The sequence below is a fragment of the Methylobacterium sp. Leaf104 genome (assembly GCF_001422885.1).
Taxonomy (GTDB): Bacteria; Pseudomonadota; Alphaproteobacteria; order Rhizobiales; family Beijerinckiaceae; genus Methylobacterium.
Genome location: NZ_LMMZ01000039.1, coordinates 31592 through 43646 on the forward strand (window position 1 = coordinate 31592; position 12055 = coordinate 43646).

Below are 12055 nucleotides of genomic sequence, written 5' to 3' on the forward strand. Positions count from 1 at the left end.
GCGATCCGTTCCAGAATCGCCACAGCCAAGCTCCGACCGCGCGTGACTTCGAGCACATCTGGGTGCCGGAAGCAGGCCTTTGCCCGCTTCGCGGATCGGGTCGCTCAGAAGACGCATTCGGTGAAGGCCGGCTCCACGGAGCGCTGCCAGCGGCCCTCGTAATCGACGAGGCGTTCCTCGGCGAGGGAGCGCCCGGCGGCGACGATCGCTTCGAGGGGCTGGAGGAAGTGGGTCTCGTCGCGGCCCTGTCCGTCCCGGCGCGCCCGGGCGACGAGGCCTGCGCGGGCGATCGTCAGCGCCTCGGCCGCCACGGCCCCGAGGGGCCGGCCGGCGATGCGGGCGGCGAGGCCGAGGCGCGGAACGGTGGCCCGCAGGCCCTCGCGGTCGCAGGCGTTCCAGCCCTTGGCGATGTCCCAGGCCGCGGCCTGCGAGGCCTGGTCGTAGAGCAGTCCGACCCAGAAGGCGGCCTGCGCGGCGATCATCGCCGGGCCACCGACGTCCGATCCGCGCATCTCGATGAACCGCTTCAGGCGGACCTCCGGGAAGGCGGTCGAGGCGTGGTTGGCCCAGTCGGATACCGTGGCGCGCTCGCCCGGCAGCGCCGCCAAGCGACCGGCCATCAGGTCGCGGAAGGAAGCCCCGGAGACGTCGTGGTAGGTCTCGCCGCGCTTGACGAAGTACATCGGCATGTCGAGCAGCCAGTCGACGTAGGTTTCGTAGCCGAAGCCGTCCTCGAAGGCGCGCGGCAGCATGCCGGTGCGATCGGCGTCGGTGTCGCGCCAGATCTCGGACCGGCGCGAGAGGAAGCCGTTGGGGCGGCCGTCGGTGAAGGGCGAGTTGGCGAAGAGCGCGGTGGCCACCGGCTGCAGCGCCAGGGCGACGCGCATCTTGGCGACCATGTCGGCCTCGGAGGCGAAATCGAGGTTCACCTGCACCGTTGCGGTGCGCAGCATCATGTCGAGTCCGAGGTGACCCACCTTCGGCATGTAGCCCGCCATGATCTTATAGCGGCTCTTCGGCATGACGGGGGTCTCCTCCCGTGTCCATTTCGGGCTCATGCCGAGATCGAGGAAACCGATGCCGAGCCCATCCGCCACGCGGGCCGTCGCATCGAGATGCGCACGCAGTTCGGCCGCGGTCGCATGCACGTCGGCGAGGGGCGCACCGGAGAGTTCGAACTGCCCGCCCGGCTCCAGGGAGATCGCGCCGCCCTCGGCGCCGGCGAGGCCGATGAGATGTCCGGCATCCTCGATCGCCTCCCATCCAGTCTCACGGCCGAGCCCCTCGAGGAGGGCTCGAATTCCGTTCTGGCCCGCGTACGGGACCGGCCGGTTGCCATCGCGGTAGAACGGCACCTTCTCGTGCTCGGTCCCGATGGCGAAGCGCGCACGCGGCTTCTCGCCCTCCGCGAACCAGGCGATGAGCTCGTCCCGCGTGGTCAGGGGCGTCGTGTCGGACGTGTCGCGCGCCATGCGCTGCCTCTTCAGGAAGGTCGTTCAAAGGAGAGGCGCACCGGACCGCAGCGGCGTGGCCCCTTGAGTCGGGTCAACGCGCCTCATAGGCCAGGGGACCCGCGCGAACAACGCGGGCTTGCGCCGCCTCAGCGGGCGTCGCCGAGCACCGCCTGCACGAGGGCCAGCACCGCCACCGCGGCCGTGTCCGCGCGCAGGATGCGCGGCCCGAGGGAGAGGGCCACCGTGTTCGGGCGCTCCAGGATCAGGGCCCGTTCCTCGGGTGCGAAGCCGCCCTCGGGTCCGACCAGCACCGCGAGGGGCGGGGCGGCAGCCGGGTCCGCCGCCCGACGCAGGGCGAGGACAGGGTCGGCGACCGATGCATCCTCGTCGCAGAACACCAGCAGGCGCAAGGGGTTGAGCTCGGCCAGCGCCACCGGGAGCTTCGTGGCCTCCTGGATCTCGGGCACGTCGAGGATGCCGCATTGCTCCGCCGCCTCGATGGCGTTGGCCCGCATGCGGTCGAGGTTCAGCCGTTCGCCCTGGGTGTAGCGGGTGAAGACCGGCCGGAGGGTGCCGGCCCCCATCTCCACGGCTTTCTGCGCCATGTAATCCAGGCGCGCCGACTTCAAGGGCGCGAACAGGTAGTGGAGATCCGCGCGCTCCGGCTGCAGGCGTGTGCGCTCGCGCACGACGAGGTCGGCGCTCTTGCGCCCGGTCGGCGCGATCTCGGCTCGCCACTCGCCGTCGCGTCCGTTGAACAGGAGGACCGGGTCGGCGGGTCCACGCCGCAGGACGTTGAGCAGATAGTTCGCCTGCGCGCGGTCGAGGGGCAGGCTGGCGCCGACGGCCAGGTCTGCCTCGACGAAGAGGCGCGGAGCGGTGAAATCGTAAGCGGCCATGCCCGGGTGGTCGCGTGGGGTGCCCCGGCTGTCAACGGCACGTCCCTCAACCGTCGCGCCTGATGCAAAACCGCAACAAGCGGCAACATTGCGCCGCAAATCCACCTCCGAATGCGGCCCGGCGTTTGCGGCTTGAAAGGCGCCACATTCCTATGCCGAAACGAGGCCAGGACCAGCATGCGTCGGACTTCCAGCGCATCGCGGCACGAATCAAGCCATTCCGCATCCGGTCGCCGGGCTCAACCGCATCGGATCGAGGATGGAGGGAGAAAGGATCTCAGGGCATGTCGTTCAAGACCAATGCGGCGCTCGCCGTCGCCATCGCCATCGCCAGCACGGCGCTCTTCAGCGGCCAGGCCTTTGCGCAGGCGCCGGAATGCGGCGAGATCCAGCAGACCCTCCAGGCCCGCAAGGACCTGATCGGCAAGGCGAACGCCGCCTCGAACTCGAAGAAGAAGATGACCCCGGCCGAGGCCTGCACCCTGTTCGGCAAGCTCCAGGCCAACGGCACCGCCGGCCTGAAGTGGATCACCGCCAACAAGGAGTGGTGCTCGATCCCGGATTCCTTCGCGGAAGGCTTCAAGGCCGACCACGTCAAGGTGTCGGGCATCAAGACCAAGGTCTGCGGCGTCGCCGCTCAGGCCTCGAAGATGGAAGCCCAGGCCCGTGCCCAGGCTCAGAACGGCGGCGGCGGCGGCCTGCTCGGTGGCCCCGGCCTGACCGGCAGCCTGAAGATGCCGCAGGGCGCCCTCTGATCCTGTGCTGAACGAGTCACGGACGGGTCGGTCCATCGCGCTTGCGGGTTCATGGGCGGCGTGAGTTCCCCGCACGCCGATCGCCGCGTCGCCGATGCGGTCGCGGGCCATTGGGTCGATCGGATCGCGCCTCGCCGGGCGCGCCCCTACCTGCGCCTCGCCCGCATCGACCGCCCCATCGGCTGGTGGCTGCTGCTGCTGCCCTGCTGGTGGTCGGCCTCACTCGCGGCCATCCGGTCCGGCGCCGCCTTCCCCGATCCGGTCCACCTCGCCCTGTTCTTCGTCGGCGCCGTCGCCATGCGGGGCGCGGGCTCGACCTACAACGACATCGCCGACCGCGACCTAGATGCTCAGGTGGAGCGCACGCGCTCGCGCCCCCTGCCCTCGGGGCAGATTCGGGCGCGCCACGCCGGCGTCTTCCTAGTGGCGCAGGCGCTGGTCGGCCTCGCGGTGCTGCTGCAGTTCAACGGGACTGCCATCGCGATCGGCATCGCCTCCCTGGTGCCGGTGGCGATCTATCCCTTCATGAAGCGCGTCATGCCGGTACCGCAGGCGGTCCTCGGTCTCGCCTTCGCGTGGGGCGCGCTGATGGGCTGGGTCGCGGTGTTCGCGCGTCTCGATGCGCCGGCCCTGCTGCTCTACGCGGGCACCATTGCCTGGGTGATCGGATACGACACGATCTACGCGGTGCAGGACATCGAGGACGACGAGATCGCCGGCATCCGCTCCTCGGCCCGCTTCTTCGGGCGCCGGATGCGGTGGGCGATCGGCCTGTGCTACGGCGCCAGCGTCGCCTTCGTCGCGCTGGCCGCGCTCCTGGCCGGCGCCGGCCCCGTGGGCCTCCTCGGCGCTGCCCTGTTCGGCGCCCATCTCGGACGGCAGGTGCTGCACCTCGACACGCGCGACGGGCGCGGCGCCCTCACGCTCTTCCGCTCCAACCGGGAGGCGGGCCTGATCCTGTTCCTCGGCCTCGCAGCGGATGCCGCCGTGAAGCATCTCCTTTAAAGCTGTCGACCCGAATTCAGCAGCGGGCGCCGGAAATGATCTCGCTCTCGCCGCGATGGATCAGGGGGCGGACCGGCAGCGCGCCGGTCTTGCGACGGACGAGGAAGCGCGGGCGGCGGCCGTTGAGCAGGCCGTGCCGACGGCGGGTCCGGGTCCGGCCCAAGGCCACCGGACCGAGCTGGTTCGAGACGCTGGCGAGTTCGCCGTCCTCCTTGACGATCATCCGCGGCAGGCCCGACTTTGCGGAGACGTCGCGCCAGTGAGCCACCACCTCGTCCTCGCAGAACGGCCCGAGTCGGGTGACGACCCGACCGACGGCATCGACGACGAGGAGATCGAAGCGATCTTCGCCGCAGGCATCCGAGTCGTCCTCGGCGAAGGCCAGGGCCACGCCGGCAGGGCGGGCGGCGCCCATGCGGGCGATCACCGGAAGGCGCGACACCGTGAGAGCCGGGACAGCGCCGCCAAAGGTGGCATCCGCCGACATGTCGTTCATGTTCGCGAAAGTGTTCATGGCTCGTACACCCTGTTGGCGCCGGCAACCTCTATGGGCTGCCCGTCTATGACAAGCAGATTTGCGTCTAACCTCCTCAGACCAGCTTAAGAGTGAGCGTTAAGCGAGTATGGACAAGGGTGAAGCGCGCGGAATGCTCAACGCTTCCTTGCTTCGTTCGACAAGATTTGCCCGTATCGACATCTGCGCCGCTCTGCTTGTGGCGGCCCGCCCGGCACCCTACAACGAAGGCAGCGCCGCCCTCCAGGTATCCGTGCCGGGGCGAAGGGCTCTTCAACAGGTGCCCAGCCAGACCTCCAGAGCCGTATGGAGACGCATGTCCGACCCGATCGCCCCGGAAGCCGCGCTCGCCCTCGTTCCCGCCCTGCGCGAGACGATCCGCGAAGCGGCCGCCCTCGCCCTGCCGTTCTACAAGGTGGGCGGACAGACCGGGGCACGGGTCTGGTCGAAGGCCGGGGGCTCTCCGGTGACCGAGGCCGACGTGGCGGTGGACACGTTCCTGAAGGTGCGCCTCAGCGCCATGCTGCCGCGGGCGGCGTGGCTCTCCGAGGAGACCAGCGACAACCCGATCCGCCTCGATGCCGGCCTCGTCTGGATCGTCGATCCCATCGACGGAACGCGCGCCTTCATGTCCGGCCATCCCGACTGGTCGATCGCGGTGGCCTTGCTGTCCGCGGGGCAGCCGATCCTCGGCTTCGTCCATGCGCCCGTGACCGACACCTTCTACGAGGCCGTGGCCGGCGCGGGTGCCACCCGCAACGGCGAGACCATCACCGTCTCCGGCCAGGGGTCCGTCGAGGGTGCGCGGGTCACCGGACCGAAGCCGATGATGGACCGTCTTTCCCGAGGCGCCGGCGCGAACGGGCAGCCGGTCGACCTCGTCACCGTCGAGCGGGTGCCCTCCCTCGCCCTGCGCGTCGTGCGGGTGGCCGAGGGCTCCATCGATATCGGTCTCGTCTCGCCCCATGCGCGGGACTGGGACCTGGCCGGTGCCGACCTGATCCTGCGCGAGGCGGGTGGCACGGTCAGCGACCTGCAGGGACGGCCGACGACCTACAATCGACCCGACCCCGTGCACGGCGAGTTGGTGGCGGTCTCGCAGGGCCTGCGCGACGACGTCGTCGCCGCGATGACGCCCCGCTGAAGGCAGGCCCGACCACGGCCTGCGCACCCTGGACACAGGAAAGCCCGACACCTGGGCGCCGGGCTCGACCTTGACGTACTTGATGAAACGAGCGCTCCGCCCCGACAGGATCAGGGCGGCGTCGGATCAGTGATGCTCGCGCAGGGCGATCGCCTCTGGGGCCATGCCGAACCGCTCGGCCAGATGCCAGCGCAGCTCGCGCGGCGAATGGTAGTTGTAGGAGGTGTCGATGAGGTGGCTGAGGTCGACGGTCTTGGCTTCCTGAGCCATGGTCTGCTTCAGATGACCCACCTTGAAGGTCGCCGCATCGGTGACGGGCGAACGGACGCCGCGGCGTCGGGTGTATTCAAACAACATATTTTTCTTGTGTGCTTTCAATAACGTGCAGTTTTGCGTGCAATGTCTCGGACGCGTCGGACTCAGGGAGCCGCCAGCGTCGTTGGTGTTGCGGGAGATGCCGGAGCCTCGACCCATTCTCCCCAGAAGGGCGTCGGTCGCCGGCGGCGGAGGCTTCGTGGGAAGCCGTTCGGGGTGACGCCAGCCCGGAGGCTGGCGCCGAGAGCGTCAGGCCGCCTGGAGGTTGCCAGCCGAGTCCTTGCCGCTGCGCTTGTCGGTCTGGATCTCGTAGGAGACCTTCTGACCTTCGATGAGGTTGCGCATGCCAGCGCGCTCGACTGCGGAGATGTGCACAAACACATCCTTGCCGCCGTCGTCAGGCTGAATGAAGCCGTAGCCCTTGGTCTCGTTGAACCACTTTACAGTGCCGGTATTCACGAAATAGATCCTCGTATCGTTCGTCGATCAACAGCCTGCGTCTGCTCGACGCAAGCGGCGGATCCTCTTCGGTAGGCCTGACGGAATCAGCAGGACGTGAGACGCTTGCGGTACAAGATCCCAGCTCACCGATACCCGCTGTCCATCATGTAGTCCGATCATGCGGCGGCAACAAGGCATCCTACCCGACCGAAGCGAGGGCGCGGCGGCGCGGCCGCGACGGGACACCCAGTGTCATTTGCCCGGACGACCGCATATAAGAGTTCCCGAGCAAGCGGTTAGGCGATTCATGGCGGGCATTTCGGTTTCCCTCGAAGGGGCGAACATTCAGCTTTCATTTCAAAAGGACGATCAGGCCACGGCGGTCGTGATGGATGCGCGAGCGGCCCGCGCCCTCGTGCGCGCGGTGGGTCAGTTGCTCACCGCCATCGACGAACCCGACGATTCCGACCTTCCGGACGATCTCACCGACGAAGAGATCGCGATGCTGGACGTCACGTCTTCGGCGATCGAGGTCGGAACCGACGAGAAGGGCCAGGCCGTCGTGGCGTTACAGGCCGGCGCCCTGCCGCCGTTTCAGCTTCGCCTGACGGACGAAGAGGCCCGTCATGTGGCGACGAGCCTCTCCGAGATCCTGAGCGCGCCGCGCGACGTGCGTGCGTCGCACGGCGATCACTGAGGTTCACTACATGCGTATGCCGGGATCGGTCGGGCCGCCCGGCAGGTAATCCGGCTCCGAGCCCGGACCGGCGGGTTCGTCGATTCCCGGGTCGTTGACCGGATAGGGCGTGCGCGGACCCGTCGGCCCGATATCCGGCTGCTCGTCCGGCGGGGGCGGCATCGGCAGATCGCCCGGGATTCCACCCGGCAGCGGCTCTGGGATCGGCAGGCCGGGATTGGCCATCTCCTGGTTGGCCATGCGAAGCCTCCTGTCTGTCTGAGGGATGTGCGGACCAACACGGCCGAGCGTGGCCGGGTTCCCCGCCCGGAGCGCGCGCGCGGGGAACCGGCGTCCCGCGGCTCCTGTTCAGTGCCATACCCTCGAATTCCGGAGAATCTCATGTCTGACATCAGGCAGGCCAAGGTCTTGATCGTCGCCACCGACGGCTTCGAAGAGACCGAACTCACCGTCCCGCAGAACAGGCTCAGGCAGGCCGGCGCCACCGTCCACGTAGCAGCGCCGCAGTCGCGCGCGGCAAAGGAGTCCATTCGCGGCTGGGACCAGACCGATTGGGGCAAGAACGTCGCCGTCGACAAGGATCTCGAGTCGATCTCACCGCAGGATTACGACGCCCTCATCCTTCCCGGCGGACAGATCAACCCTGACAAGCTGCGCCTCGAACCCAAGGCTCTCGAGGTGATCCGCAGCTTCCTGGAATCCGGCAAGGTGGTGGCCGCGATCTGCCACGCGCCCTGGCTCCTAATCGAGGTGGGTGCGGCGAAGGGGCGCCGGATGACCTCCTTCGCGTCGATCCGGACGGACGTCATCAATGCGGGTGCGGATTGGACAGACGAGCCGGTCGTCACCGACCGTGGTCTCATCACGAGCCGAAATCCCGGCGATCTCGACGCCTTCTGCGCCAAGATCATCGAGGAGGTTCGGGAAGGCAACCACGGCGGCCGCGTGGCCGCCTGATCGATGGGCGGATCCGACCGCCGCGGAGCGCGCGCCCTGAGTCCGGGCGTGCGACGTGGCGGCGGTCGTTCCGCGCTGGGAGGATCAGCGCTTGACGGCCGTCTTCTGGACCTTGGCCTTCTCGGGCGACGCGCCGGCGAAGAGCTCCGAGAGATGGCGCTGGTCCAGGGTCTTGGCAAAATCGGGCGTCGGCTCGGCGAGCACGGCGGGCTCGGCCCGGCGCGGCGCGATCGATCCGGTGGTGATGGGGTCGGCGAGGTCCGCCTGGGCGCGGACCGAGGGGGTCGGCTCGCGCTGCAGGCGCAAGGTCCAGTGAGCGGCGGTGGAGAGCGCGGCGACCGCGAGGATCGCCTTGATGCCACCCGTCAGGAGGCGTCTCATAGTGGTCAGGCCCGAAACTACGCAGTGGCACGCGACCGGTTCCCCGGCCGGCTCCTACACTTGCCCAGGATCCTTAACGACCGTGATCGGGATGCCGCTCCGCCTCCGTCCCGCGATGGGACGCGGCCGTTGAGGTGGGCCATGCGCCAAGGCAGCGGTTCCTGTTCCCCGCGTCCGTGACACGCCTGTCGCAACCCGGCCCACTAGGCCTCACAGGAGCCACGCAGAGAACTGGTCCGCACGGTCCCGTCACGACAAGCCCCGCCACCATGCCAAGCCCGAGAGGGTTCGCGAAACCATCGGGCGCCTCGGCAGCAGGGACCGCCGATGTAGGCGGCGCAGGCTGAGCCGGCAACCGGCATCGTCCGCGTCATGACGGCTGCGACGATCCGCACGCCGCCGCGCAGGCCCGCAGGGCGGTCACCTCCCCCGCCTCGTCCGCACCGGACTGTCGGGCGTCGAGATCCGCTGTGCCGGCGAAGACCTGCGGCCCGGCCGCTGCGAGGACCGACGCCAGGCTCGCGGCCAGCGCCGCGGCGCCGGCGGCCGGGATGGCGATCCGCGTCATGGCTCCGATCCTCCCGAAACGCGAACGACCGCGCCGCGGCTCTCGGCCGGGGCGCGGTCGCTCCAGGGACACAAGGGTTGCGTCCGGCGGGCTTCAGCTCAAGGAGCCGCAGAAGCGCTGGATGCGGGTGCAGGCCTCTTCGAGGGCGGCGTTCGAGGTGGCGTAGGAGATGCGCAGGTTGGGGCCGAGGCCGAAGGCCGAGCCGTGGACGGCGGCGACTCCCTCGGCCTGGAGCAGCTCGACCACGAAATCCTCGTCGGTCGCGATGGTCTTGCCGGCCGGGGTCTTGCGCCCGATGGTCTCGGCGCAGGACGGATAGACGTAGAAGGCGCCCTCGGGCGTCGGGCACTTCAGGCCCTTGGTCTGGTTCAGCATCGACACGACGAGGTCGCGCCGGGTGTGGAAGGCCTTGCGGAACTCGGCGAGATGCGCCTGCGTCCCCTCCAGGGCTGCCACCGCCGCCCATTGCGAGATCGTCGAGGCGCCGGAAGTCTGCTGTCCCTGGACGAAGTCCATCGCCTTGATCAGGTGCTCGGGGCCGGCGGCGTAGCCGATGCGCCAGCCGGTCATCGCGTAGGCCTTGGAGACGCCGTTCATCGTCAGCGTGCGCTCGTAGAGGCCCGGCTCGATCTGGGCCGGGGTGACGAATTCGAAGTCGCCGTAGGTGAGATGCTCGTACATGTCGTCGGTGAGCACCCAGACCTGCGGGTGGCGCATCAGCACGTCGGTGATCTTCTTGAGCTCGTCGCGGGCATAGGCCGCGCCGGAGGGGTTCGAGGGCGAGTTGAGGATGATCCACTTGGTCCTGGGCGTGATCACCCGCTCGAGCTCCTCGGGCTGGAGCTTGAAGTCATGCGCCATGTCGGTCTCGGCGAAGACCGGGGTGCCGCCGCACAGCACCACCATCTCCGGGTAGGAGACCCAGTAGGGACGCGGGATCACCACCTCGTCGCCGGGATTCAGGGTGGCGAGGAGCGCGTTGTAGATGACGTGCTTGCCGCCGGTGCCGACGATGGTCTGGGACGGCTTGTAGTCGAGGCCGTTCTCGCGCTTGAACTTCTTCGCGATGGCCTCGCGCAGCGGCACGATGCCGGAGACCGGCGGATACTTGGTCTCGCCGCGCCGGATCGCCTCGATGGCCGCATCCTTGATGTGCTGGGGCGTGTCGAAATCCGGCTCTCCCACGGAGAGGCTGATCACGTCCATGCCCTGCGCTTTCAGCTCGCGCGCCTTCTGCGTCATCGCGATGGTCGCGGACGGCTTCACGCGGGACAAGGCGTCGGCCAGAAAGCCCATGGGTGGTCACTCCCGTATATTGACGAAGGTCGGATCGAGCGGCGCGGACCCTAGTCGCGCCGCCGCGCACGGGCAAGGGAGACCTTCCGTTGCTGCAGCGATACCCTCCGCGACCCGGCGACCTGCTTGCGGCGAACGCAAACCGCCGCGGCTCCAGGGGAAGCCGCGGCGGCAGGGCCGTCGATGGTGGGTTCTATCCGGGCGCCATCGGGCCGGGTCCGGCCCCGTCAGATCCCGCCGAAGACCCAGCGCAGCTTCGACAGGAAGCCGCCGCCGGAGCGCTTCTCGCGCACCTCCGCGGGCTCGTCCTTGACCGTGGCCGCCGCGGCATCGGCCTGGATCAGGCCGAGGGCCGCCGTGTCGGTGGTCTCGCGGTCGATCAGGATGAAGCCGCCGGTGTCGCGGTTCTGCGTATAGGCATCCACCGCCACGGCCCGGTCGAGCGTCAGGGTGACGTCGGCGATGTCGTTGGCGGTGAGGCGCGCGGCCGGCTCGGGATTGCCGGTCTCCGGATCGATCCGGGTCCGGATCGTGGACACGACGGCGTTCACCGTCACGGTCCCGATCTTGGCGAGCAGGGTGGCGCCGGGCAGCAATTCGGTCTCGGCCGCCCAGAACAGGCGGGCGTCCAGGCTGTCCGTCACCCGCATCGGCGCGTCGGCGGTGACGATGACCGAGCCGCGCGAGGCGTCGATCTCGTCGGCCAGCACCAGGGTCACCGACTGGCCCTCCACCGCGTGGGGCAGATCGCCGTCGGCGGTGAAGATCCGGGCGATCCTGGAGGTCCGGCCCGAGGGCTCGACGATCACGGCGTCGCCGGGAGCCACGCGCCCGCTGGCGACGAGGCCGGAAAAGCCCCGGAAGTCCGAGTTCGGCCGGTTGACCCACTGCACCGCCATGCGGAACGGGGCGGCCTGCTCCTCGACGCGGACCGGGACCTCTTCGAGGTACTGCAGCAGCGGCGTGCCGGTGTACCAGGGCGCCGCGGCGCCCGGCAGCACGACGTTGTCGCCGTTCTTGGCCGAGAGCGGGATCGCCCGGACCTCGGTGAAGCCCAGGGGCGTGGCGAAGTCCTTGAACGCCGCAAGGAGTTCCTCGAAGCGGGTCTCGGACCAGCCGACGAGGTCCATCTTGTTCACCGCGAGGGCCACGCGCCTGATGCCCAGCAGCGAGACGAGGAGCGCATGCCGCCGGGTCTGCCGGGTCAGGCCCTGGCGGGCATCCACCAGGATCACCGCCACGTCCGCCGTGGAGGCGCCCGTGGCCATGTTGCGGGTGTACTGCTCGTGGCCGGGGGTGTCGGCGACGATGAAGGAGCGCCTGTCCGTGGAGAAGAAGCGATAGGCGACGTCGATGGTGATGCCCTGCTCGCGCTCAGCCTGGAGGCCGTCGACCAGGAGCGCCAGGTCGATCTCGGCGCCCTGCGTGCCGTGCTTGCGCGAGTCGCGCTGCAGCGCCGTGACCTGATCGTCGAAGATCTGCTTGGTGTCGTGCAGCAGGCGGCCGATCAGCGTCGACTTGCCATCGTCGACGGAGCCGCAGGTGATGAAGCGCAGGACTTCCTTGTTCTGGTGCGCGGACAGGAAGGCGTCGTAGCCGAAGGTTTCGGGTGACTGATGGATCGTCATC

At 69.1% G+C, this 12055-nt stretch carries 15 protein-coding genes; 5 read left to right on the forward strand and 10 right to left on the reverse strand.

Annotation, left to right across the window (positions count from 1 at the left end; all coding sequences use genetic code 11):
• Nucleotides 1–104: 104 nt before the first annotated feature.
• Together ASF49_RS19820 and ASF49_RS19825 are read right to left on the reverse strand one after the other, a co-directional pair.
• Nucleotides 105–1472 (reverse strand): glutamate--cysteine ligase, encoded by a 1368-nt coding sequence (locus ASF49_RS19820; RefSeq protein ID WP_056477191.1) that lies wholly within the window; start codon nucleotides 1470–1472, stop codon nucleotides 105–107.
• Between the two features lie 128 nt (nucleotides 1473–1600).
• Entirely contained in the window at nucleotides 1601–2353 is a 753-nt protein-coding gene (locus tag ASF49_RS19825) for a 16S rRNA (uracil(1498)-N(3))-methyltransferase (RefSeq protein ID WP_056477193.1), read from the reverse strand.
• Nucleotides 2354–2637: 284 nt separating this feature from the next.
• Between ASF49_RS19825 and ASF49_RS19830 the strand changes: the two genes are divergently transcribed.
• On the forward strand, nucleotides 2638–3108 hold the full coding sequence (locus ASF49_RS19830) for a hypothetical protein (protein ID WP_056477196.1): 471 nt from the start codon (nucleotides 2638–2640) through the stop codon (nucleotides 3106–3108).
• Between the two features lie 51 nt (nucleotides 3109–3159).
• Complete coding sequence (gene ubiA / locus ASF49_RS19835; protein WP_056477199.1) at nucleotides 3160–4113, forward strand: 4-hydroxybenzoate octaprenyltransferase; 954 nt, start codon at nucleotides 3160–3162, stop codon at nucleotides 4111–4113.
• A gap of 16 nt (nucleotides 4114–4129) precedes the next feature.
• Here the strand turns inward: ubiA and ASF49_RS19840 are convergent, their stop codons facing one another.
• Nucleotides 4130–4627 carry a DUF6101 family protein gene (locus ASF49_RS19840; protein ID WP_056477202.1) on the reverse strand — a complete coding sequence of 166 codons (498 nt, stop codon included), beginning with the start codon at nucleotides 4625–4627 and terminating at the stop codon, nucleotides 4130–4132.
• Between the two features lie 316 nt (nucleotides 4628–4943).
• Here ASF49_RS19840 and ASF49_RS19845 point away from each other — a divergent pair, with 316 nt between their 5' ends.
• Nucleotides 4944–5771, forward strand: coding sequence for a 3'(2'),5'-bisphosphate nucleotidase CysQ (locus tag ASF49_RS19845; protein ID WP_056477205.1), 828 nt, complete (start codon nucleotides 4944–4946; stop codon nucleotides 5769–5771).
• Nucleotides 5772–5897: 126 nt separating this feature from the next.
• Here ASF49_RS19845 and ASF49_RS19850 read toward each other — a convergent pair whose 3' ends face one another.
• Nucleotides 5898–6128, reverse strand: coding sequence for a hypothetical protein (locus ASF49_RS19850; protein ID WP_056477208.1), 231 nt, complete (start codon nucleotides 6126–6128; stop codon nucleotides 5898–5900).
• A gap of 207 nt (nucleotides 6129–6335) precedes the next feature.
• The gene (locus ASF49_RS19855; protein ID WP_026175704.1) at nucleotides 6336–6545 is read right to left on the reverse strand and encodes a cold-shock protein; all 210 of its coding nucleotides are present in this window, start codon (nucleotides 6543–6545) and stop codon (nucleotides 6336–6338) included.
• Between the two features lie 289 nt (nucleotides 6546–6834).
• Between ASF49_RS19855 and ASF49_RS19860 the strand changes: the two genes are divergently transcribed.
• On the forward strand, nucleotides 6835–7224 hold the full coding sequence (locus ASF49_RS19860) for a hypothetical protein (RefSeq protein ID WP_056477212.1): 390 nt from the start codon (nucleotides 6835–6837) through the stop codon (nucleotides 7222–7224).
• Nucleotides 7225–7230: 6 nt separating this feature from the next.
• On the opposite strand, the gene ASF49_RS19865 is transcribed toward ASF49_RS19860, so the two are convergent.
• On the reverse strand, nucleotides 7231–7449 hold the full coding sequence (locus ASF49_RS19865) for a hypothetical protein (RefSeq protein WP_056477523.1): 219 nt from the start codon (nucleotides 7447–7449) through the stop codon (nucleotides 7231–7233).
• Between the two features lie 156 nt (nucleotides 7450–7605).
• On the opposite strand from ASF49_RS19865, the gene ASF49_RS19870 reads away from it, so the two are divergent.
• On the forward strand, nucleotides 7606–8181 hold the full coding sequence (locus ASF49_RS19870) for a type 1 glutamine amidotransferase domain-containing protein (RefSeq protein ID WP_056477216.1): 576 nt from the start codon (nucleotides 7606–7608) through the stop codon (nucleotides 8179–8181).
• An 84-nt stretch (nucleotides 8182–8265) separates the two neighbouring features.
• Here the strand turns inward: ASF49_RS19870 and ASF49_RS19875 are convergent, their stop codons facing one another.
• From ASF49_RS19875 to cysN, 4 genes are all read right to left on the reverse strand, one after another.
• Nucleotides 8266–8562 (reverse strand): hypothetical protein, encoded by a 297-nt coding sequence (locus tag ASF49_RS19875; RefSeq protein WP_056477219.1) that lies wholly within the window; start codon nucleotides 8560–8562, stop codon nucleotides 8266–8268.
• 370 nt (nucleotides 8563–8932) lie between these two features.
• Nucleotides 8933–9130 (reverse strand): hypothetical protein, encoded by a 198-nt coding sequence (locus tag ASF49_RS19880; RefSeq protein ID WP_056477222.1) that lies wholly within the window; start codon nucleotides 9128–9130, stop codon nucleotides 8933–8935.
• Nucleotides 9131–9223: 93 nt separating this feature from the next.
• Complete coding sequence (locus ASF49_RS19885) at nucleotides 9224–10426, reverse strand: pyridoxal phosphate-dependent aminotransferase (RefSeq protein WP_056477225.1); 1203 nt, start codon at nucleotides 10424–10426, stop codon at nucleotides 9224–9226.
• Nucleotides 10427–10653: 227 nt separating this feature from the next.
• Nucleotides 10654–12054 (reverse strand): sulfate adenylyltransferase subunit CysN, encoded by a 1401-nt coding sequence (gene cysN, locus ASF49_RS19890; RefSeq protein WP_056477228.1) that lies wholly within the window; start codon nucleotides 12052–12054, stop codon nucleotides 10654–10656.
• Nucleotide 12055: the final 1 nt, after the last annotated feature.

Excerpts from the sequence above, each read along its gene's own strand:
- ubiA (WP_056477199.1), top strand. The coding sequence starts at position 3,160 with ATGGGCGGCGTGAGTTCCCCGCACGCCGATCGCCGCGTCGCCGATGCG.
- cysN (WP_056477228.1), bottom strand. The coding sequence starts at position 12,054 with ATGACGATCCATCAGTCACCCGAAACCTTCGGCTACGACGCCTTCCTG.
- ASF49_RS19865 (WP_056477523.1), bottom strand. The coding sequence starts at position 7,449 with ATGGCCAATCCCGGCCTGCCGATCCCAGAGCCGCTGCCGGGTGGAATC.
- ASF49_RS19825 (WP_056477193.1), bottom strand. The coding sequence starts at position 2,353 with ATGGCCGCTTACGATTTCACCGCTCCGCGCCTCTTCGTCGAGGCAGAC.
- ASF49_RS19870 (WP_056477216.1), top strand. The coding sequence starts at position 7,606 with ATGTCTGACATCAGGCAGGCCAAGGTCTTGATCGTCGCCACCGACGGC.
- ASF49_RS19840 (WP_056477202.1), bottom strand. The coding sequence starts at position 4,627 with ATGAACACTTTCGCGAACATGAACGACATGTCGGCGGATGCCACCTTT.
- ASF49_RS19885 (WP_056477225.1), bottom strand. The coding sequence starts at position 10,426 with ATGGGCTTTCTGGCCGACGCCTTGTCCCGCGTGAAGCCGTCCGCGACC.
- ASF49_RS19875 (WP_056477219.1), bottom strand. The coding sequence starts at position 8,562 with ATGAGACGCCTCCTGACGGGTGGCATCAAGGCGATCCTCGCGGTCGCC.
- ASF49_RS19850 (WP_056477208.1), bottom strand. The coding sequence starts at position 6,128 with ATGTTGTTTGAATACACCCGACGCCGCGGCGTCCGTTCGCCCGTCACC.
- ASF49_RS19830 (WP_056477196.1), top strand. The coding sequence starts at position 2,638 with ATGTCGTTCAAGACCAATGCGGCGCTCGCCGTCGCCATCGCCATCGCC.
- ASF49_RS19860 (WP_056477212.1), top strand. The coding sequence starts at position 6,835 with ATGGCGGGCATTTCGGTTTCCCTCGAAGGGGCGAACATTCAGCTTTCA.
- ASF49_RS19880 (WP_056477222.1), bottom strand. The coding sequence starts at position 9,130 with ATGACGCGGATCGCCATCCCGGCCGCCGGCGCCGCGGCGCTGGCCGCG.
- ASF49_RS19820 (WP_056477191.1), bottom strand. The coding sequence starts at position 1,472 with ATGGCGCGCGACACGTCCGACACGACGCCCCTGACCACGCGGGACGAG.
- ASF49_RS19845 (WP_056477205.1), top strand. The coding sequence starts at position 4,944 with ATGTCCGACCCGATCGCCCCGGAAGCCGCGCTCGCCCTCGTTCCCGCC.